21 protein-coding genes and 1 tRNA gene are annotated in these 17,845 nt (G+C 61.1%); 9 read left to right on the top strand and 13 right to left on the bottom strand.

Features of this window, described 5'->3' with window-relative positions; translation table 11 throughout:
• Nucleotides 1-233, top strand: a 233-nt coding sequence (locus C501_RS0101040) for an integrase core domain-containing protein (protein WP_018133782.1), incomplete at its 5' end; no start/stop codon positions are given.
• Nucleotides 234-291: 58 nt separating this feature from the next.
• Here C501_RS0101040 and C501_RS0101035 read toward each other — a convergent pair.
• Nucleotides 292-771: a hypothetical protein gene (locus C501_RS0101035; protein ID WP_245532368.1), complete on the bottom strand. Its 480-nt coding sequence runs from the start codon at nt 769-771 to the stop codon at nt 292-294.
• A gap of 619 nt (nt 772-1,390) precedes the next feature.
• Here C501_RS0101035 and C501_RS13450 point away from each other — a divergent pair.
• Complete coding sequence (locus C501_RS13450; protein ID WP_169332104.1) at nt 1,391-2,323, top strand: class I SAM-dependent methyltransferase; 933 nt, start codon at nt 1,391-1,393, stop codon at nt 2,321-2,323.
• A gap of 45 nt (nt 2,324-2,368) precedes the next feature.
• Here C501_RS13450 and hpaB read toward each other — a convergent pair whose 3' ends face one another.
• Nucleotides 2,369-3,838 carry a 4-hydroxyphenylacetate 3-monooxygenase, oxygenase component gene (hpaB, locus tag C501_RS0101025; protein WP_018133779.1) on the bottom strand — a complete coding sequence of 490 codons (1,470 nt, stop codon included), beginning with the start codon at nt 3,836-3,838 and terminating at the stop codon, nt 2,369-2,371.
• Nucleotides 3,839-3,907: 69 nt separating this feature from the next.
• Nucleotides 3,908-4,447, bottom strand: coding sequence for a flavin reductase family protein (locus C501_RS0101020; RefSeq protein WP_018133778.1), 540 nt, complete (start codon nt 4,445-4,447; stop codon nt 3,908-3,910).
• Nucleotides 4,448-4,594: 147 nt separating this feature from the next.
• Between C501_RS0101020 and C501_RS0101015 the strand changes: the two genes are divergently transcribed.
• Nucleotides 4,595-5,296 (top strand): IclR family transcriptional regulator, encoded by a 702-nt coding sequence (locus C501_RS0101015; RefSeq protein WP_018133777.1) that lies wholly within the window; start codon nt 4,595-4,597, stop codon nt 5,294-5,296.
• A gap of 12 nt (nt 5,297-5,308) precedes the next feature.
• Here the strand turns inward: C501_RS0101015 and C501_RS0101010 are convergent, their stop codons facing one another.
• Both C501_RS0101010 and C501_RS12015 read right to left on the bottom strand, forming a co-directional pair.
• A complete protein-coding gene (locus C501_RS0101010) occupies nt 5,309-6,637 on the bottom strand; it encodes an MFS transporter (protein ID WP_018133776.1) in 1,329 nt (442 codons plus the stop codon).
• A 198-nt stretch (nt 6,638-6,835) separates the two neighbouring features.
• Nucleotides 6,836-7,819, bottom strand: a complete 984-nt coding sequence (locus C501_RS12015; RefSeq protein ID WP_169332103.1) for an MIP/aquaporin family protein — start codon at nt 7,817-7,819, stop codon at nt 6,836-6,838.
• A gap of 107 nt (nt 7,820-7,926) precedes the next feature.
• On the opposite strand from C501_RS12015, the gene C501_RS0101000 reads away from it, so the two are divergent.
• Nucleotides 7,927-9,069 carry an ADP-ribosylglycohydrolase family protein gene (locus tag C501_RS0101000; RefSeq protein ID WP_018133774.1) on the top strand — a complete coding sequence of 381 codons (1,143 nt, stop codon included), beginning with the start codon at nt 7,927-7,929 and terminating at the stop codon, nt 9,067-9,069.
• On the opposite strand, the gene C501_RS13800 is transcribed toward C501_RS0101000, so the two are convergent.
• Both C501_RS13800 and C501_RS0100990 read right to left on the bottom strand, forming a co-directional pair.
• Nucleotides 8,952-9,536, bottom strand: coding sequence for a DUF4395 family protein (locus tag C501_RS13800; RefSeq protein WP_319640484.1), 585 nt, complete (start codon nt 9,534-9,536; stop codon nt 8,952-8,954). The two genes, C501_RS0101000 and C501_RS13800, sit on opposite strands and share 118 nt — an antisense overlap.
• Before the next feature lie 82 nt (nt 9,537-9,618).
• On the bottom strand, nt 9,619-10,605 hold the full coding sequence (locus C501_RS0100990; protein ID WP_018133772.1) for an exonuclease domain-containing protein: 987 nt from the start codon (nt 10,603-10,605) through the stop codon (nt 9,619-9,621).
• Between the two features lie 103 nt (nt 10,606-10,708).
• Here C501_RS0100990 and C501_RS0100985 point away from each other — a divergent pair, with 103 nt between their 5' ends.
• Nucleotides 10,709-11,320: an HAD family hydrolase gene (locus C501_RS0100985; protein ID WP_018133771.1), complete on the top strand. Its 612-nt coding sequence runs from the start codon at nt 10,709-10,711 to the stop codon at nt 11,318-11,320.
• A gap of 25 nt (nt 11,321-11,345) precedes the next feature.
• On the opposite strand, the gene C501_RS0100980 is transcribed toward C501_RS0100985, so the two are convergent.
• Complete coding sequence (locus C501_RS0100980) at nt 11,346-12,110, bottom strand: hypothetical protein (protein ID WP_018133770.1); 765 nt, start codon at nt 12,108-12,110, stop codon at nt 11,346-11,348.
• A 125-nt stretch (nt 12,111-12,235) separates the two neighbouring features.
• Here C501_RS0100980 and C501_RS0100975 point away from each other — a divergent pair, with 125 nt between their 5' ends.
• Nucleotides 12,236-12,925 carry a VTT domain-containing protein gene (locus C501_RS0100975; RefSeq protein ID WP_156807559.1) on the top strand — a complete coding sequence of 230 codons (690 nt, stop codon included), beginning with the start codon at nt 12,236-12,238 and terminating at the stop codon, nt 12,923-12,925.
• Between the two features lie 66 nt (nt 12,926-12,991).
• Here C501_RS0100975 and C501_RS0100970 read toward each other — a convergent pair whose 3' ends face one another.
• The 4 genes from C501_RS0100970 to C501_RS12005 all read right to left on the bottom strand — a co-directional run bounded on the left by C501_RS0100970 (nt 12,992) and on the right by C501_RS12005 (nt 15,688).
• Complete coding sequence (locus C501_RS0100970) at nt 12,992-14,311, bottom strand: M20/M25/M40 family metallo-hydrolase (protein ID WP_018133768.1); 1,320 nt, start codon at nt 14,309-14,311, stop codon at nt 12,992-12,994.
• 260 nt (nt 14,312-14,571) lie between these two features.
• Nucleotides 14,572-14,790, bottom strand: a complete 219-nt coding sequence (locus C501_RS14375) for a DUF2798 domain-containing protein (RefSeq protein WP_018133767.1) — start codon at nt 14,788-14,790, stop codon at nt 14,572-14,574.
• A gap of 61 nt (nt 14,791-14,851) precedes the next feature.
• On the bottom strand, nt 14,852-15,142 hold the full coding sequence (locus C501_RS12010) for a DUF1330 domain-containing protein (protein ID WP_018133766.1): 291 nt from the start codon (nt 15,140-15,142) through the stop codon (nt 14,852-14,854).
• Nucleotides 15,143-15,187: 45 nt separating this feature from the next.
• On the bottom strand, nt 15,188-15,688 hold the full coding sequence (locus C501_RS12005; protein WP_018133765.1) for a MarR family winged helix-turn-helix transcriptional regulator: 501 nt from the start codon (nt 15,686-15,688) through the stop codon (nt 15,188-15,190).
• Nucleotides 15,689-15,959: 271 nt separating this feature from the next.
• Here C501_RS12005 and C501_RS0100950 point away from each other — a divergent pair.
• From C501_RS0100950 to C501_RS11995, 3 genes are all read left to right on the top strand, one after another.
• Nucleotides 15,960-16,043, top strand: a tRNA-Leu gene (locus tag C501_RS0100950).
• A 169-nt stretch (nt 16,044-16,212) separates the two neighbouring features.
• Entirely contained in the window at nt 16,213-17,001 is a 789-nt protein-coding gene (locus C501_RS12000) for a siderophore-interacting protein (protein ID WP_018133764.1), read from the top strand.
• 338 nt (nt 17,002-17,339) lie between these two features.
• The gene (locus tag C501_RS11995; protein ID WP_051064429.1) at nt 17,340-17,636 is read left to right on the top strand and encodes a PadR family transcriptional regulator; all 297 of its coding nucleotides are present in this window, start codon (nt 17,340-17,342) and stop codon (nt 17,634-17,636) included.
• Here the strand turns inward: C501_RS11995 and C501_RS0100935 are convergent.
• Nucleotides 17,637-17,845, bottom strand: a 209-nt coding sequence (locus C501_RS0100935; protein WP_018133762.1) for an integrase core domain-containing protein, incomplete at its 5' end; no start/stop codon positions are given.

Genomic DNA, 17,845 nt, shown 5'->3' with positions numbered 1-17,845 from the left:
GCTCCATGGGCCGGTCCTACGGAGCTGGCGATAACGCGAGCATGGAGAGTTTCTTCAGCCTGCTTCAGAAGAACGTGCTCAACACGAGATGCTGGAACACTCGCGCTGACCTCCGCCTCGCGATCGTTTCCTGGATCGAAACGAAGTACAACCGAAGACGCCGGCAACGCGGCCTCGGCAAACTCACTCCCGTAGAGTTTGAGACGATCTACACGGACGCGAAAGCGGCCTGATCACCCCAAACCCCAACTGTCAACCAAACCCGGGGCAGACCCAACTTATTTCACCTGATTACTTGAAGGTGACCACATTATCGTTGCGGTCATAAACTCCCTTGAATCCCCAGTTGATCCACCCTCCATCACCATTATTGGTAATGGACCCTTCCCGATCATAGAAGTAAACAACATAGTTGCCACCTTTAATATCGAGGTGCTCCGCCCAGACTTCCCCTTGCGAGGTAGTGTCCTGGTCCTTATTGGCAATCGCAACATTCACCTTGGACTGAGCGGAAGCTACGTCAAGCGCAGCCCTGACAGCACCGCCTCGATCGCTTTGATCATTGACCGCATCTTTGATGGCATTGGCGACCGCAACGGGATCGAAGCTCAGACTCACATCTCCGGAGACCGACTCCTGCTGCGAGATCTGCGAACCCACCGGCTCAGCAGGGACAGCCGCCTGAGCCGGGGCCGCAACTGCGATACCGCCTAGGCCCAGAGCGCCGACCGCAGCCGTGGTAGTGATAACTTTCTTCATGTTTTTGCTCATGATAAACATCTTTATTCTTTCGGGACACCCCAATAATGAGGAATATCCAGGCTTATAAGTATTTCATTCATGGTGCATATTCCATATGAAAATATCAACAGCAATAAAAAACTAACAAAGAACGCAGAAGAGGTCAAGAAGGTGAAGGGGAAAGGGGGAACGATTCTATACATAGGTAATTGCACGTATCTCTTACGTATATTCGCACTATTAGCTAATCACTCAATTCCAGTGAATTGTTCAGCCCGATTCCGCCTTTATAAACGGGTGGGGACGTGCCGTATCAGCGCTTCTCCTGCAGCCTTCGCTGCATGATGAGGTGAGCGGCCAAAGCACCTGCGGGGATCACGTACATCGCTACTCACGTACATCGCTACGCGATCTTGGACTTGCCCGCACCGCACCATCGCCTACGAATGCCACCCGCTAGAACGCCTCCTGCGCCGAGTTCCAGGTTCTTCAGCGACCCCGGCAAGGCGCAGCCTGAATATGTAGATATAAGACGCACCCCCAGAGTCGCCAGCTATTGTCAGCTGTGCAGGAGAAATCTTTCAGGCGAAAGGAATAACACGCGATGAAGCGCTTGGTCTTCAGCCTTACCCAGTTGCTGCACTTACCCATGAGCGTTTTGGGGGCACTGGTGTTCGCGCTCCGAGTGATCCTCGACAGCAGGCGCAGAGACATCTCGATGACGGCTTACGTTCCGCTGCTCGGCAGAGTGCTCATGCACGATCTCGGGGAACGGCCCGATCCTGAAGGTAAAGCGCTGCTGGAGAATCTGCCGACCACGAGTGTGCCCGCGGTCCGGGCGATGCTGGAGCCGACGCTCTTCGCATCCAGGCTCAGCGGCTACCGACCGGATCTGCTGCTCATGCCGACGGATCAGGATATGACCATCGCCACCATGCTCAACGGCAGAGCTCGCTTCTTCGATGACCTGGTGGACCATCGCAGTGAGCAGGCCAGCCAGTTCGTCATCCTCGGTGGCGGCTACGACACCCGGACGCTGGGAAGGTTCCGAGAAACCGGGCTGCGGTTCTTCGAACTGGATCGACCCCGGACCCAGCAGACCAAACGCGAGGCGCTGTGCCGAGCCGGGATCCCGGCCGATGGAACCACCTTCGTCGAAGTCGATTTCACCGCGTCGGACTGGTTCGACCGCCTGGTCGATGCCGGGTACCGCGAAGATGCGGCAACAGTTTTCCTCTGGGAAGGGGTCAGCGAGTACCTTCCCGAAGCCGTCGTCCGGAACAGCTTGGAGACCTTGGCGAAGCGCAGCGGCCCTGGCAGCAGCCTCGGTGTAGATTTCCTGAGCGATAAAGCCCAGAACCCGCCTTCGCAGCTCGGCCGCTGGAGCACCGAGGTGTCCAAGCTCGTGCTCAACGTCACCCGGGAGCCCTTCAAGTTCGCCCCGGTGTGGCCTGCCCCGATCCGCACGCATATCGAAGAGTTCCTGGCCAGCACCGGCTGGCAGCTGGAGCATCTGGCAAAGCTGCCCTTCGAGGCCGGTTCAGAAGACGCCGCTGGGGCGCTCTGCCGAGCCACCCGTTAAACATGATCAGGTTTTTGAGACTGCGTGTTCTCAGCCCTGGCGGGCTCAGTCTTCCCTGGCCAGGAAGTCTCGGACCCGCTGCCTCGCCGGCTCCCGATCATAGGAGTTGACCAGGGCACCGGCCATCCGCACCGGATCACCAAAGAAGAAGTACTCGTAGAGCGCCTGCCTGCCGGAGAAAGCGGAGACTGAGGCGTCATAAGCCAGCTTGAACAGGCGGACCCGCTCCGGCCCGGTGAGGGTCTTGGCCTGCAGGTACATCTCGATATCCGACAGAGCCTCCGAGCCGAGGTCAGCCTCCCCCGGCAGAGCCATCAACCCGGAAGCGGAGAACTTCCGAATGATCTGGGGGAACCGCTGCGCGACCTTAGGGTACCAGTTCCGCGCGGCGTTGAGTGCGGGCCAGTTCGGCAGCATCACGCCGTCATCGCTCGGTGCTGCATCGACTTCGGCGGCCCGCAGTAGCGCCTTGCCGATCTCCACGGTCTGGATCAGCTCTGCCAAATCCTCCTGGATGTGCTGGAAGCCATCGATGCCGATAGATGCAGCTAGCTCGGAAGCCAAGCCGAGGAAGAATTCGCTTTTCGCGATAGTCCGGGTGACGACTTGATGGGTCATCAGCGCCCCGGCACCGGTCTCCGAGTAGAAAGCATTACACAGTTCGGGGTGGCCGAGCATGAAAATCCGCTCCTTGGGGACAAAAACGTGGTCGAAGACCACCACGGCGTCCATCTCCTCGAAGCGCCCGGCCAGCGGTTCATCGTGCACACCTTTTCCGGTGTAGAGCGAAGTCCGGCAGAGGTATCGCACGCCTTCGGTGTCATTGGGGATCGCGAAAGCGTAAGAATATGGGGCGTCCTCCGGCGTGCCTTTGAGAACGGTGGAGGGAAAGACCAGCAGCTCATCGGCGATCGGAGCAATCGTGGCTAGCATCCGCGCCCCGTGGATCACGATGCCGTCTTCCCGCTCTTCAACGACCCTCGCGGCGAGTTGGCCGCCGAGCTGCTCGGACCCGGAGACCGAGCGATTGGCCTGCGGTGGGATCAGGGTGTGGGTGGCCAGCAGATCGTTCTCCCGGCAGTATTGGTAATAGGCGCGGATATTTGCGCCGAAGTCGATGCCGGAATCCTCGGCGTCCGCCCGGGCGAACCACTTCTCCGCTGCCGCGAGAGCGGTCAGCGAAGAATTCATATAATCGCCGCTGCGGCCCAGGAATCCGTTCGAGTACTCCGCCCAGGTGCTGATCGCCTTGCGGCGGCGCTCTAGGTCTTCGATGCTGCGCGGCACCAGGAAGGAGGCGTTGACCGGCTCCCCCGTCGTGGGCGAGGGGTAGGTCAGCACGTCCTGGTATTGCCGATCGTGCTGCATATCGAAGAGGGCTGCATAGCTGCGTGCGACTTGGCGGAAAGCCGGATGCTCGGTGATATTCTCCCTTACTACCTCGCCGTCGATCACCACATAAGGGCGCATCGAGTTGAGTTTGTCCAGGTATTGCTGTCCGGTGCTGATACCCATGTGATCTCCTTGGCTTCCTTGACTGAGAAAAACTGGTGTGATTCTGCGGATGGTAGAAATGCCTGCACCTCAGAGCAGGTCTTCGACCCCGAGCTGATTCTCCGGAATGGTGGTGAACCCGCTATTGGCGAAGGCTAAGGCGTCACCGGTCCGGTACCCGAAATCAGCCACCTCACCGAGATAGAGCGTGTGATCCCCACCGGGATAGACCGCCCAGGGCGTGCACTCGAAATAGGCCAGCACTCCGGCCAGCCTGGGCGCTACGGCGCCTTCCAGCCAGCGCGGTTCCTGACTGGGACGCCCCGCGAAATGCAGGGCGAGGGACTGCTGCCCCGCCCCGAGGACGTTGACCGTGAACGGCCGGTCTTTGAGCTCATCATGGGCTTTGGCTCGAAGGGCTATCGACACCAGGATCAATGGCGGCTCGAGTGATACCGAGGTAAAAGAATTGACGGTGATCCCGTGCCGTTTCGCGCGGCCATCAAAGGTCACCACGGCTACTCCGGTAGTGAAGCGGCCCAAAGAACCGCGGAAGTGATGCGCCTTGGGGCGGAGCAGGCGCCTGAGGCCTCCCCCGGGGTCAGCCGCGCTGGCTGGCGATGGATTCACCGGACCTCCTCACGAGCTTCTGCGAAGTCTTCAGCTCGATATCGTGATCACATTCCACATAAAAGTTCTTATATAGAACTTCTTGTGCTAAAAATGAACTCTTTCAGCAGTGTGATTAGCGCCACAAGAGGTGAGAGGCAGCGACTCATGAACTCAGAAGCCCGCTCGCAGACTTTGAGCCGGGGGTTGCAGACCTTGGAAACCCTCACCCGAGCCCCACAGCCGCTGAGCGTCGCGGATACCGCGGCAGAACTCGGGCTTCACCGCTCCATCGTCTATCGGATCCTGCGAACCCTCGAAGATCATGACCTAGTATCCCGGGATGCATCGGGCCGCTACTGCCCGGGCCCCGGCCTTGCGGTACTGGCCAGAAGCGTGGCCCGTGACCTGCAGAGCGCCGCGGCTCCCCGACTCCAGCACATCGCGAAGACCCTAGGCATCACGGCGTTCCTGGCGGTGCAGGAAGGCGAGGACTGCGTCACACTGCTTGCCGAGGAACCCCACCACACGGGGATCACCACCGTCGCGCAGCGCCCCGGATCGCGGCATCCGCTCTCCAGCGGGGCACCCGGCATCGCACTGCAGTCCATGCTGAGCGAATCGGCATGGGAGCAGCTGCACCCCGGCCTCCCCTACCGCCAGGAAAGCCGCGAAGCCCGCGAACGCGGCTACGCTGTCAGCAACGATGAAGTGATCGCCGGGCTGCGCTCGGTCGCTGCCCCGATCCGGGCGTCCAACCAACGGGCCGCGGCCATTGCCGTGGTCTACCTCAGCACAGAGCACTCGGAGGCGGTGATCGGCGAACTGCTCCGTGAAACAGCCGAGCAAATCACCGCGGCATTGGGTTAGCTGTTAGTTGGGTTAGCTGGGCCGGTTGAACCGCAGGCTCAGCAGGCCCAGGAGCAGGAGCGCACAGGCTGCAGCAAAGGGAACCGCAAAAGCCGCGTGATAGCCGGAGCTCTGCGCGAAGGCTCCCGCCATCGCCGCGCCGATCGCGGTACCGGCCACAATGCCGCTGGCAAGAGCCGTCATCACAGTGCCGAGCCACCGGCGCGGGGCGGCCTGGCCGCCGATGGTGAAGATCGTGACCATAGTGGGCCCCACGGGCATGCCCAGGAAGAACAGCAACACGAGCATCGAGGTGAGATCCGCCGGCCCGCTCAACAGCCCGGCCAGGGCAGCCATAGGCGCGGCAGAAGCGATCCACCTCCAGCGCGGGGCGAACCCCTGCGGCCAGAAAGCCACGGATAGCGCCGCGGCAGCGGAGCTGAGGCCCATTACCGCATAGAGCAGCCCGGCCAGCTCGGAACCACCGGCCTCTGGAGCGACTTCCCCGGCGAAGGCGCTCAGCGACGTTTGAGTACCGCCGAAGAACGTGCCCATACAGACCATCGCCAGAACCGGGATCCCCACCCGCAGCCAGGGCACCTTGCCGGCACCCAGAGCAGCATCCTCATCGGCCAGTGTCGTGCCTCGACGATGCACGGGCACGGCGGTGACCGTCGGGTGGATAGCGAAGAGCGTCACAAGAACCGCAGTGATCGCAGCGGCGAGGAGCAGCGGCAGCCACGGCGCGATCAGCGCGGCCAACAGACCGACGAGCGCAGGCCCCAGGACGAAGGTCAGTTCATCCGCCGTGCTCTCATAGGAGAGCGCGGTATCCAGAACCCGCCCGCGCTCTCGATCCGGGACGTTCCTGGAAAGAGCCATCCAGCGCACACGTGCCAGCGGGCCCACTTGCGGTGAGGTGGCACCGGCGGCCAGGGCGAGCAGGAGCACCCACCCCGTAGCATCGGCCGGCCAGGCGGCCCCGCTTCCAGTGTCGCTATTATTCGTTGCCGCAGCGCAAAAAATCAGCAGTCCGAGCAGAATCGCGGTGTTGAGGATTGCGGCGATGATCAGCACCGGCCTCTGCCCCACTCGGTCCGCCAGGAATCCGAGCAGCGGGGCGCCGATCGCCGATCCGGCGCCGACGGCTCCTGCGGCGAAACCGCCGATGGCATAGGAGCCGGAGACGCTCGTAACCAAGGTCAGCACGCCCACCGTGAGCATGGCTAGTGGCAGACGGGCGAAAAGCCCTAAGGGGATGAACCCGCGCCCGGAAAGCCGGATGAGATGACCGAATCTGCCGTGACGAGACGCTTCGATCACCGGGCTGGCGTCAACCGGGGCAGGAGTCAGATGGGACATGGTCCTTGCAATCTCCGACACGTTCGAGGCGTGCATCGCCCCTCCACTCGATGCACCCAGCCCGTATACCAGATCAGTCTACCTGACCCGCCCGCGCGGCTAAACGAGATCCAAGGGGCACGAAAAAGCTCGGCCTGAGCCGGATTTCCAGACTCAAGCCGAGCTTTTCGCGTAGCGGAGCGCAAACATGCCCTGGGGTCACTTCTTGTCGAAGAAATCCTTGGTCTCCGTGTCGACCGTGGTCTCCTCAAGAGTCGTGCTGGCCTGCTTGTCTGCGGAAACCGGAGCCTCCTGTGTGCTCAGTTCCGGATCCGCTGGGGCGTCAATCGCAATTTCGGTTTCTTCCACGTCTGCTACGACAGGCCCGTGCGTTGCAGCGTCCCCTTCCAGGGCGAAGAAGCCGCGGTAGACCAGCCCGGCCAGAACAGCGCCGGCCAGCGGGGCGACCCAGAAGAGCCAGAGCTGGCCCCAGAGCGTGGGGTCCCCCCACGGCAGGGTTGCCATGGAGCGTGCCGGGTTCAAACCGGCGTTCGTGAAGGGGACGAGGAAGCTGAGCAGTCCGAAGTAGCTCAGGCCGACGGCTACCGCGCCGCCGACTCGGCTCAGGCCACTGCGCTCTGCGCCGGGTCGGAATGCCGCGAGCACCACGGCGGCCAGCACGGCAGTGGCAATGAGCTCGATCAAGCCGGCGCTCAGCATGGGCACCTGGAGCTGAGAAGTCTCGCCGAAGCTATTGCCCAGCTTAGTGAAGGCCTGGGTGACATTCGTGGCGAGCAGAGGCGAGGCGTTTACCACGATGAACAGCACCAGCCCGGCGAACAGTGCGCCGATGACCTGCATCACGATGTACACCGCGGCGGGGAGCCAGCCGACTCTGCCCGCGATGGCGCTGGCCAGGGTGAGCGCCGGGTTGAAGTACCCGCTGGATGCGGAGCCGAAGAGCGCGAGGACCACGATAAACGTGAAGCCGAAGGCCAGGCTCGCCCACATTCTGTCGCCGCCCTGGATCAAGGCTGCGAGGTAAACACCCAGGCCGACCAGCATCAGCATGAAAGTGCCAAAAAGCTCAGCGAAGGAATTCTTGAGCAGACCTGCTCCCCATGCGCTCTTGCCCGCAGTGCCCGCGATATCGTTGTGCCCGATATCGCTCCGTATACTGCTGGGGGTTGCCGTCTCGGCCATATCCATCCTCACGTTCGTGATCAGTGGGCTCTCATTGGTCTTGGTCTTGCTTTCGCTACTGTACCGGCTCGCCTCTGTGAAGTCGCTATGCGGGATAGATTAACCTCATGTTCGTTGCCGCAAGCACAGTGTCCGGAACACTCCTCGGCGGAGCCCTGGGCGACGCCTTCGGTGCACCCCTGGAGAATCAGGACTTGGCCGGCATCCGCCACCGGTACGGCAGTGCCGGCCTGCAAGAGCCCGGCGATGCGGGGCTGCCTGCGCATTTCTCAGATGATACTCAGCTGACCCTGTACACCGCCGATGCCCTGACCGAGCTGCTGGAGTGGGCCCGGCAGGGGGTATCCGCCGATCCAGCCGCCACTGTCTGGTTGGCCTATCTGCGGTGGCTGCGCAGCCAAGGCGAAGATCTTCCCGAGACCGCCCCGCAGCCGCTCCCCCGAGATATCGATCGGATCCCGGCTCTTCGATATCGGCGCAACCCGGGCAAGGCCTGCCTCGAGAGCCTCAGGACCGGGGAGATGGGTACCAGGAATCGGCCACTACTGCCCCAAGCCAAGGGAAGCGGTTCGCTCATGCGCTCCGCCCCTTTCGGGCTGGTTCCGTTCTTCGATGAAACGATCATCGCCTCGCTGAGTTCTGACGCAGCTGTACTGACCCACGGACACCCTTCCACCTGGCAGGCCTCGGCAGGTTTCAGTCTCCTGATCCACTGGCTCGCTGCAGACCGGCGGCCCTTGCGGGAAGCCGTGGCAGATCTGAAACAGTACTTCCTGAAGGCCCAAGCGGTCCCTGAGCTGCAGTCCCGGGTGAGCCGTGCAGTGGAGCTTGCGGACCAGACGCTGGCCGAAGGCACAGCTGTACCGGCAGCGACCTTGCGAGACGAGCTGGGGCCGGGATGGCTTGCAGAAGAAGCCCTCCCCTTAGCCCTGTACGCGGTGCTTGCCAGCGAGTCCACAGGGAAAGTAGAAGCCGCGGGGAAAGTATTAGAGAAAAAAGAGGCGTCAACGGGTTCGCAGGAGTCTTTGCCGGAGTCAGCGGATCATTTCCGGAGAGCCATCCGCTTAGCTGCCAACGACGCGGACGACTCCGACACCGTCGCCGCTCTGGCGGGCAATATCCTGGGCGCGTATTACGGCCGCCCCGGATTGCCAGAAGACTGGATCGATGCGCTGGATAGTGAAGAAGCAGCCGCTGTGGTCTTGGTGGCATCGGCCTTCGCTGAGGTTGTCTCCACTCCTGCGTCCTGATCACCGGCAGTGGCCGGTTCAGGCCGGATTCCTGGGGGTGGCCCGGGGGCAGGCCACGCACACAGATTCGGGGATGACCCCGCGCCGCTGCAAGAATCCGAACAGGGCGCAGCCCAGGCAGAAACCCAGAACGCTTCCACGATGGCAGCTGTCAGGAGCAGAACCAGCAGGATCCCGGCCAACCCGGCGAAACCGGCGATCGCGGCCGTGGCGGCCGCTAAGGAGAGCAGCGCGAAAGGCGAGACCCTGGGGCCGAAGAGCGCCCGCACGACGAACCCCGCGGCCAGCAGCCACAAACCAGCACTCCAGCCGGTCAACAGGATGATCAGCCTCAGCAGTACGACGAGGGCCGCGGTCACCCTGGCCGCATGATCGTTGACCGGGTTCGGCAACGCCAGAATGCTCCGCCAGGACGTGCCCCGCGTGTCCGAACCCAGTACGACATACCGCGGTGATCGCTGATGCATAGGCTCCGGGCACGCAGCCGGCAAGCGCAGTATCCGGGCGGCGCAAAATAACGTCATAGAGAACCTGGAGCCGGAATCGGGTTCAGCCGATCATCTGCATGAACTCTCCCTCGGAGAGCACTTCAATGCGCTGACCGCGACGATGCAGCTCCCAGACCCGGCGTACTTTCGAGGTGATCCGGGATTGCCCGCCGCGCCCGGCCCGCAGGTCTGCGGCGATGAACCCATCGCCGACCACGAGGACTGTCGTCCGCGCGGTCACCGAACTGGCCGGTCGAGCGCCCAGCGCAGCAACTCGCGCCTTTGCCTGCTGACGCGGCATCACCAGGTTCCCGGTGAAGACGACGGTCTGCCCGTACAGCGGGTGGCTGCGGTCCGCGTTGAGATCCGGTTCCAGGTTCGCCCCCTCTTCCGGCCAACCCAGCCAGTTCTCGGAGCGGCTTCCCGCGGCCCCCGAGGGCCGAATCCGCTTCGTTCCTCTCGCTGACTGCATGGTCTCTGAATCCTGCAGCTCCGGCATGGCCAGTTTCAGACCTGCATAGAGCTGTGGGATGCTCTCGGCCTGGTGCCGGGCGGCGATGTCGATCATGATTCCGGCACAGGCCCGGGCATCTTCCACAGCGTCGTGGTGATTGATCAATTCCACCCCCGCTGCTTCCGCCACGAAGGGCAGAGAGTACGAAGGCAGGGAGTAGCTGCGCCGTGCCAGGATCACCGTGCAGGCGTAGGAGTATCGGGGCACCGGGGCCGCGGAGACCTCCAGAGCACTGCGCAGGACTCCGGTGTCGAAAGCGGCGTTATGGGCGACCAGGATATCCGCGCCCAGGAAGCCCGCGATCTCGGGGAAGACCTCGGCGAAACGGGGCTGGTCGGCGACTTGTTCCGGGGCGACTCCGTGAATCCCGATGTTACGCGGGTCGAAATGGTCATAGCCCGCAGGAGGGCGCATCAGCCAGAATGCTTCCTCGACGATCTGGCCCTGGCGGACCCGGCTGAGCCCCACCGCACAGGGTGAGCCCCGGAAGCCGTTAGCGGTCTCGAAGTCGATAGCGGTGAAATCCAGGGGCACCCCCTCAGCGTATCCAGCGGCACTGACACGCCCCTGCCGACGCACCGTATTCACTTGACTATCCTGATTCTCTTGCCGTTTGCTGGATTGCTAGCCTATTCGGATGACGACCTGGTACCTCTTCGACTACGGAATGGTGATCTCGCAGGCTCCTAAACCCGCCGACTGGCAGCGGCTCCGGGAACTGAGCGGCCACGAATTCAAGGGCACAGACAGCCCTTACTGGGCTGCACGCGAGGAATACGATGCCGGACGGCTCGGAGTCGCCGATTACTGGCGGCTCGTCCTGGGCCGCCCCGAAGCATCAGAAGAACTCATCGAGGCTCTGCATCATGCTGATCTGCAGGCCTGGTCGCATCTCAACCCCAGTACGGAAACAGTGCTGGCGCAGTTGCAGAGCAGCGGCGGTCGACTGGCCCTGCTGTCGAATATGCCCACCGCAATGGCTGAACACTACGCGAGGACGAGCCAGTGGGCCACCCGCTTCGAGGCGCTTTTCTTCAGTGGCCGGCTCGGCATGGTCAAACCCGGCCCCCGGATCTACCAGCATGTGCTGGAAGAACTCGGGGTTCCGGCTCAGCAGGTGATTTTCATCGATGATCGGCAGGAGAACCTGGATGCCGCAGCGGCCCTGGGGATGCGCACGGTTCTGCATCACCCCGGCGTGGATCTTGCTGCCGCCCTCAGCCTGCCCCAAGGGCCGATCGAAGGCTGATCCCCAGTACGGGCCGGGCTCGACATCAGCTGGAATCAGGGCCGGCCGGATTCCGCAGGTTCCGGGGATCCACGGCTTTTGCCGTGCGCTTGCTTACAGCCTGCTCCTTTACAGTTCGCTCGACCACCGAGCTGATGCTCGCTTGGAGTCGCTGCTCCAAAGCCGCGATAGCTTCTTCCGGCAGCGCCACTAAACCGTCGAGCTCTTTACGGGCACGCTGATACGCGAGCCGTCTCTCCGCAGGAGTCGCCCCAGTGTCTTCAGCCATCCGGAGCAGACGCTTGGCCGTTTCCAAGCGCTGGCGTTCGGCCACGCTGAAGTTCTGATCCTTGACCCTGCGCGCCTGCCTCTCCGCGACCTCAAAGCTCACCTCGAAGTTGCGCACCGCAGTACGGTACTCAGCGAGCCTTTCATCCTCCAGGGCCTCCAGATCATCGGGTCGCAGGCCATCAGCGATCCGCTTGGCGCGCAGGAAATCAACGGTGCGCGGCTCGCGCACATCGGACATCATAGGGAAATCGATCAGTTTCGCGACATCGAGCTCATAGCTCAGCCAGGCCTCGTTCACCGCATCGTGGGCGGCCATGAGCTTCGTCGCCTCGTTCTGCTGGCGGCTGCGCACCCGGCTTCCCATCGCATGCCCTGGCCCAGAAGTCCCGGAGTTCACATCGCCCCTGCGCCTGTCTCCGCGCTTGCCGATGCCGAAGGTACTGCGGATGATGCCCGCAAAAGCTGGTAGCAAGAAGATCAGCCACCAGCGTTGCATGATTTCCGAGATCACATTGTCCACGACAGCCTCCGCTCTGCTGTTCTGAATTTTATCCCGCTTACCGTGTTCCTAAGCGCTGCTCACAGCTGACGTGGCTTAAACTAAGCGTCGTGACTCTTCTTGGATCGACAGGCTATGCCGCCGCGCTGCCTACACTCGTTGGTGGAACGGTACCCACCGCAGCTTTCTTGCCTGACTGGCTGAATCCTCAGGTTTTCCTGGCCGACCCCGCGCTGGGCCCCTGGGTGGTCTTCCTGGTCTGCGCGATCGTCTTCGCCGAAACAGGCCTGCTCGTCGGCTTCTTCCTACCAGGCGACTCGCTGCTGTTCACAGCGGGCCTCCTAGTCGCCACCGGAGTGATCGACGTCAATATCTGGCTCTTCGTGACCCTCATCTTCATCTGCGCGGTGGTAGGCGATCAGCTGGGGTATTACATTGGGCATAAGGCTGGGCCGGCGATCTTCAAGAAGCCGGACTCCCGATTCTTCAAACAGGAGTATGTCGAGAAAGCTCATGCTTTCTTCGAAAAGCACGGCGGCAAAGCCGTGGTCATGGCCAGGTTCGTCCCAGTGATCCGAACGTTCACTCCCGTGGTCGCGGGAGTCGCGAAGATGAACTACCGATATTTCGTGAGCTTCAATGTCCTCGGCGGCCTGCTCTGGGGTGTCGGGGTGACCTTGCTCGGCTACATCCTCGGCGATCGGATTCCTTTCGTGCGGGACAACCTCGACATCATCTTCGTGATCATCGTCCTGCTTTCGATCACGCCCATCGCCTTCGAGATCATCCGCGACCGAGTGAAGAAGCGGAAGCAGCGCAGCAGCGAAACCGCCTGAGCACGATCTGCCGGAGTTCTCGCCTCGGCCGCACTGGCTCAGGCGAGAACTCCGGAACTGAGGAACTCAGTATTCTGCTAGCAGCCTGCTCAGCACCCGGGTGCCGTAGAGGAGAGAATCCACCGGAACCCGCTCATCCACACCGTGGAACATCGCCGGGAAGTCCAGTTCCGCGGGCAGCCTCAGCGGCGCGAAGCCATAGCCGGTAATCCCCAGCCTGCTGAGCGCTTTGTTATCAGTGCCGCCGGAAAGCGTATAGGGCAGCACTTTTACCCCCGGATCTTCGCTCTGCAGCGCCGCGATCATGGTGTCCACGAGGTCCCCGGAAAAGGGGACTTCGAGGTCCACGTCGCGGTGCACATAACTGACCTCGACGCCATCCCCGGCGAGCTCCTGGACGATGCGCAGCACCTCATCCTGCTGACCGGGTAGCGTCCGGGCGTCGATGAGCGCCTCGGCTGTACCCGGGATGACATTGTGCTTGTAGCCGCTGCGCAGCACTGTGGGATTGGTGGTGTTCTGCAAGGTGGCCCCGACGAAACGGGCGACGGTACCGAGTTCAGCGAGGATGCGCTCCGGATTCTCCGGGTCGAACTCGACCCCGGTCAGCTCAGTCACTCCGTCCAGGAACTGCCGGGTGGTCTTGGTGAGCTCCACCGGCCAGGGGTACTCCCCGATCCGAGCCACCGCAGCGGCCAAGCGGGTGACGGCATTGTCCGTGTTGATCTGCGAGCCATGGCCGGCCAGTCCGTGGGCCATCAGGCGGAGCCAGGAGATGCCTTTTTCCGCGGTCTGCAGCAGGTAGACGCGCTGGCCGCCGATTTCCGCAGAGTAACCGCCGACTTCACTGATGGCTTCCGTGGCGCCTTGGAAGAGCTCCGGCCGGTTGTCCACCGCCCAGTGGGATCCATAGCCGCCGCCGGCTTCTTCATCGGCGAAAAAAGCGAAAATCAAGTCTCGCCTCGGTTTACGGCCCTGCCTGGCCATATCCCGCATCACCGCAAGGATCATAGCGTCCATATTCTTCATGTCCACTGCGCCGCGGCCCCAGATCATGCCGTCCTTCAGCTCAGCAGCGAAGGGGTCGACGGACCAGTCTTCCTGCTGCGCGGGAACCACGTCCAGATGGCCGTGAACGACGAGTGCTCCCAGCTCGGGATCCTCCCCCGACATACGGGTAATCACAGACGCCCGGCCCGGCGCGGATTCGAAGATCTCAGCGCTCAGGCCGACCTCTTCGATAAGTGTTGCGACATATTCGGCAGCCTGCCGCTCCCCAGGCCCGGAGCCGTCGCCGTAGTTCGAGGTGTCGATGCGGATCAGCTCGCGGCAGAACCGGACAACCTCTGCTTCCGGATCGGTAGTGTGGTTACTCAGGTCGCTCACGCGGGCGCTCCTCTTCCGCAGCTTTCTGCCCCCGTCCCGGTGATCAGAATGCTTCCAGCCTATCGCGCCGCGTTCGGCTGCGTGAACGCCGAGTGCCCATGATATGCATAATGCGCACTTGAGTGGGAGTTATACGGAAGTTAACGGGAAATGCCCGCCACTGTTGAAGCGCATTTGCCATGCATCGCTTTTCACAGTGGCGGGCTCCCCCCCTATCTGTTCAGATCGGCCTGTGGGGGGGCGGCGGAGCGAGAAGAACTTCAACTCCGCCCCTCCGGTGCGAACAACCGCATCAGGCCCTTTGCGATCCACTGTGAAAGGACAGTGAACAGCAACGAGGCTCCGAAGGCGATCAGAACAGACTTCCAATAGACCTGAACGAAATCGTCGGTAAACCCCACATTCACTGCCGTCAAGACGAATGAAAGAAAGATAGACACCAAAAAGGCAATAAGTGTGTATTCAACAAGATTTTTCAAGTTTGAAGTCCCTAATTTACGAGCACATTTACAAGCAGGGCGCAGCGCCCCAGGCTTCGAATTACTCGGCTTCGAAAATGGTGGCATTCCCGGTGATGATCTCGTGCCGCAGCTTTTTGAGCGGCTGATAGTCGGCATCGTTGTACCATCCGCGCAGCGACTTCATATCAGGGAACGACATGAGTACGACGGAGGTCATGAACGGGGAGCCTTCCAGGGTTTCCGGCTGTGCGCCCAGGGCAAGGTACTTGCCGCCATAGGACTCCACGATGGGCCGGGCTCCGGCAACATACTCCCCCAGCTTCTCGAAGTCAGTGATCTCGATATTGTCGAACAGGTAGTAGGCAGTCATTTTTCCTCCGATTTATGGTTTTTGACATGTGGTTCGAGAAAGATTTCAGCTGTTCTCAGGAACTTCCAGGGGCAGGTCCACGATTTCCAACAAGCTCTGTTTGAGTTCCACAAAGCGACTTTCCCCGATCGCCCCAATCGCCCCGGACTCCATGCTCTCGACAACACTTCTCGCGAAGCGCATCTGAGATAGCCCGCGTTTTGTGGGCACTAGCAGTTTCGCCCTCCTATCGGAGGGGTCCGGAGCTCTGGTGAGATATCCCAGGGCTTCCAACTCATCGGCGATCATCCCGATCTTCTGCTTGCTCAAGCCGGAGAGCGTAGAAAACTCTGTGGCTCGCCGCCCTTCCGGGATAAGGTGCGCCAGTATCGCACCGTGACGCGGCAGAATATCCGGAAAACCGCCTTCGCTGAGACAATCCAGGAGCGCACCCTCCCATTTGACGCGCAGCGCAGAGGCTAGCGCTATCAAGTCTTGCTCTCCGGGATCCGGCAGTCCGGCTTCAACAGAACGGACCCCTTGGTCTGCGGGGAAATAGCTCTGCACGTGCCCCTCCTTTCGAACTCCAAATATTTGCTAGTTCTTTATGTAGTAATTAAATAATACTATCTCAAAATATTACTAAGTCAAGCAGGTCCGTGCTCTTGCTCGAGCTCACCCTCGTATCGAGGTTTCAAAGGATGGCCTAGAGCCCTTCCAGCGCAAGCTTCGCCGATTCCGTGTAACTGGGGAGACGTGCTAGAGTTTTTCTCGCTGCTTTGACGGTGCTCCGGAAGAAAAAAGTCCTTGTGACGAGGCTTTCGAAGCATCACACCTTGCGCGGGTGGCGGAATGGCAGACGCGCTAGCTTGAGGTGCTAGTCCTCTTATTGAGGGTGGGGGTTCAAGTCCCCCTCCGCGCACAGAAAATAAGGCTCTTGGCTCGGGATGACAATCACTGAGTTGGGGGCCTTATTCTTTTCATAGGCACTGGATTCTTTTCATAGACACTGGCATCGCAGCAAGCTCCCGCGCAGAGCTGACGAGGCGGTGATTAAAAGATGCGGTCTAGATGGAAACGAGGTCACTGGATTGAGCGAGAAAGCCAAGCGTGATCGGAAAACTCCCCGAGAGCTGATCGAGTTCGAAGTACTGGCAAACCAGTGGCTCAGCCCGCATCTGGTGCGATTGACCCTGGGCGGGCCAGGGTTCAACAACTTCATCAACCGGCCCGAGACCGATAAATACCTCAAGCTGGTTTTCACCGTCGAGGATCCGGAAGCGCGGCAGATCACTCGCACTTACACCGTGCGCAAGGTGGACTCAGCTCATCGGTCGCTGGATGTCGACTTCGTCGTCCACGGTAGCGACGGCATCGCCGGGCCGTGGGCAGCCCAGGTACAGCCTGGTGCCAGCATCAGCGCACGCGGTCCAGGAGGTGGCTATGCGCCGTCTCCGCACGCTTCCTGGCATCTGTTCGCTGGCGACCTCTCAGCTGTCCCAGCGATAGCTGCAGCCTTAGAAGCACTTGATTCCACCGCTGAAGGCGTCGCACTGATCGAAATACCAGATGCCACAGCACAGATGGCTCTTAGCGCTCCCAGTGGAGTCGACGTGCGATGGGTCCTCGACCCTGAGCACCGTCAAGACACCCTAGCCGAAGAGATCGCGAAGCAGGATTTGTCCCGCCCGGGCATTCAAGCCTTCGTCCACGGTGAACGGGAGTCAGTGAAAGCCATACGAGCCGTGCTCTTCAAAGAAAAAAGCCTTACCCGGGGGCAGGTATCCATCTCCGGCTATTGGGCACGAGGCAGAACCGAAGACCGCTTCCAAGCGGAAAAGCGCGAGCCGATCGGGCAGATCTTCCCGGAGAATCAGTAGCCGAAAACCGGTGGAGCATTAAAACTTCCGAGGATGCTGTTTCGTATTGGGAGTAGGGGTTTCACCCCGCTCCGCGCACAGAGACTGAGGTCGCTAGCCAGGAGATGGATCCCGGCCAGCGACCTTTTTCGTTCCACTGTCAAAAGACTTCTTCAAAAGACAGTGGAACGAGTCGCAGGCCCCCTGCACAACCAGAGGGGGGCGGGAATAATTTTTGGTCGCCAGCAGACAGAAGATAAACAGAACCATGGGTCGCCACACAAGTTCACATCTTGCTTAACGTACTACTACAGTCATAGTATGTTGGAAATAGCATCAAATGGAACTGAGGGTTAATTGTGATCAGTGCTGATGCCATACGCGGCTACGTTGACCTCATGGTGCTCTCCCTGCTGCGCACTGGCCCCTCATATGCATACGAACTTGCGCAGCGCATTACTGCAATCAGCGGCGACGTCTACACCATCAAGCAAACTACCCTCTACTCGGCAGTCAAGCGCCTGGAAGCAGGTTCCCTGGTCACCTCTTTCGCGGGTGTTTCACCTTCCGGCAAGCCGCGGACCTACTACAGCATCACCGATATCGGACTTTCCGGGTCTGCCCCGGGTTTGGTTGACAGTTGGGGTTTGGGGTGATCAGGCCGCTTTCGCGTCCGTGTAGATCGTCTCAAACTCTACGGGAGTGAGTTTGCCGAGGCCGCGTTGCCGGCGTCTTCGGTTGTACTTCGTTTCGATCCAGGAAACGATCGCGAGGCGGAGGTCAGCGCGAGTGTTCCAGCATCTCGTGTTGAGCACGTTCTTCTGAAGCAGGCTGAAGAAACTCTCCATGCTCGCGTTATCGCCAG

The sequence above is a fragment of the Acaricomes phytoseiuli DSM 14247 genome (assembly GCF_000376245.1).
Lineage (GTDB): Bacteria > Actinomycetota > Actinomycetes > Actinomycetales > Micrococcaceae > Renibacterium > Renibacterium phytoseiuli.
The sequence above is the reverse complement of the archived record's forward strand: the minus strand, read 5'-3'. Positions and strand labels throughout refer to the sequence as shown.

Bases quoted from the DNA above. Each gene is read 5' to 3' on its own strand.
- C501_RS13450 (WP_169332104.1), top strand. From the start codon at position 1,391: ATGAGCGTTTTGGGGGCACTGGTGTTCGCGCTCCGAGTGATCCTCGAC.
- C501_RS0101035 (WP_245532368.1), bottom strand. From the start codon at position 771: ATGAGCAAAAACATGAAGAAAGTTATCACTACCACGGCTGCGGTCGGC.
- C501_RS0101010 (WP_018133776.1), bottom strand. From the start codon at position 6,637: ATGTCCCATCTGACTCCTGCCCCGGTTGACGCCAGCCCGGTGATCGAA.
- hpaB (WP_018133779.1), bottom strand. From the start codon at position 3,838: ATGGGTATCAGCACCGGACAGCAATACCTGGACAAACTCAACTCGATG.
- C501_RS0100985 (WP_018133771.1), top strand. From the start codon at position 10,709: ATGACGACCTGGTACCTCTTCGACTACGGAATGGTGATCTCGCAGGCT.
- C501_RS13800 (WP_319640484.1), bottom strand. From the start codon at position 9,536: ATGCATCAGCGATCACCGCGGTATGTCGTACTGGGTTCGGACACGCGG.
- C501_RS0101015 (WP_018133777.1), top strand. From the start codon at position 4,595: ATGAACTCAGAAGCCCGCTCGCAGACTTTGAGCCGGGGGTTGCAGACC.
- C501_RS12015 (WP_169332103.1), bottom strand. From the start codon at position 7,819: ATGGCCGAGACGGCAACCCCCAGCAGTATACGGAGCGATATCGGGCAC.
- C501_RS12010 (WP_018133766.1), bottom strand. From the start codon at position 15,142: ATGACTGCCTACTACCTGTTCGACAATATCGAGATCACTGACTTCGAG.
- C501_RS0101000 (WP_018133774.1), top strand. From the start codon at position 7,927: ATGTTCGTTGCCGCAAGCACAGTGTCCGGAACACTCCTCGGCGGAGCC.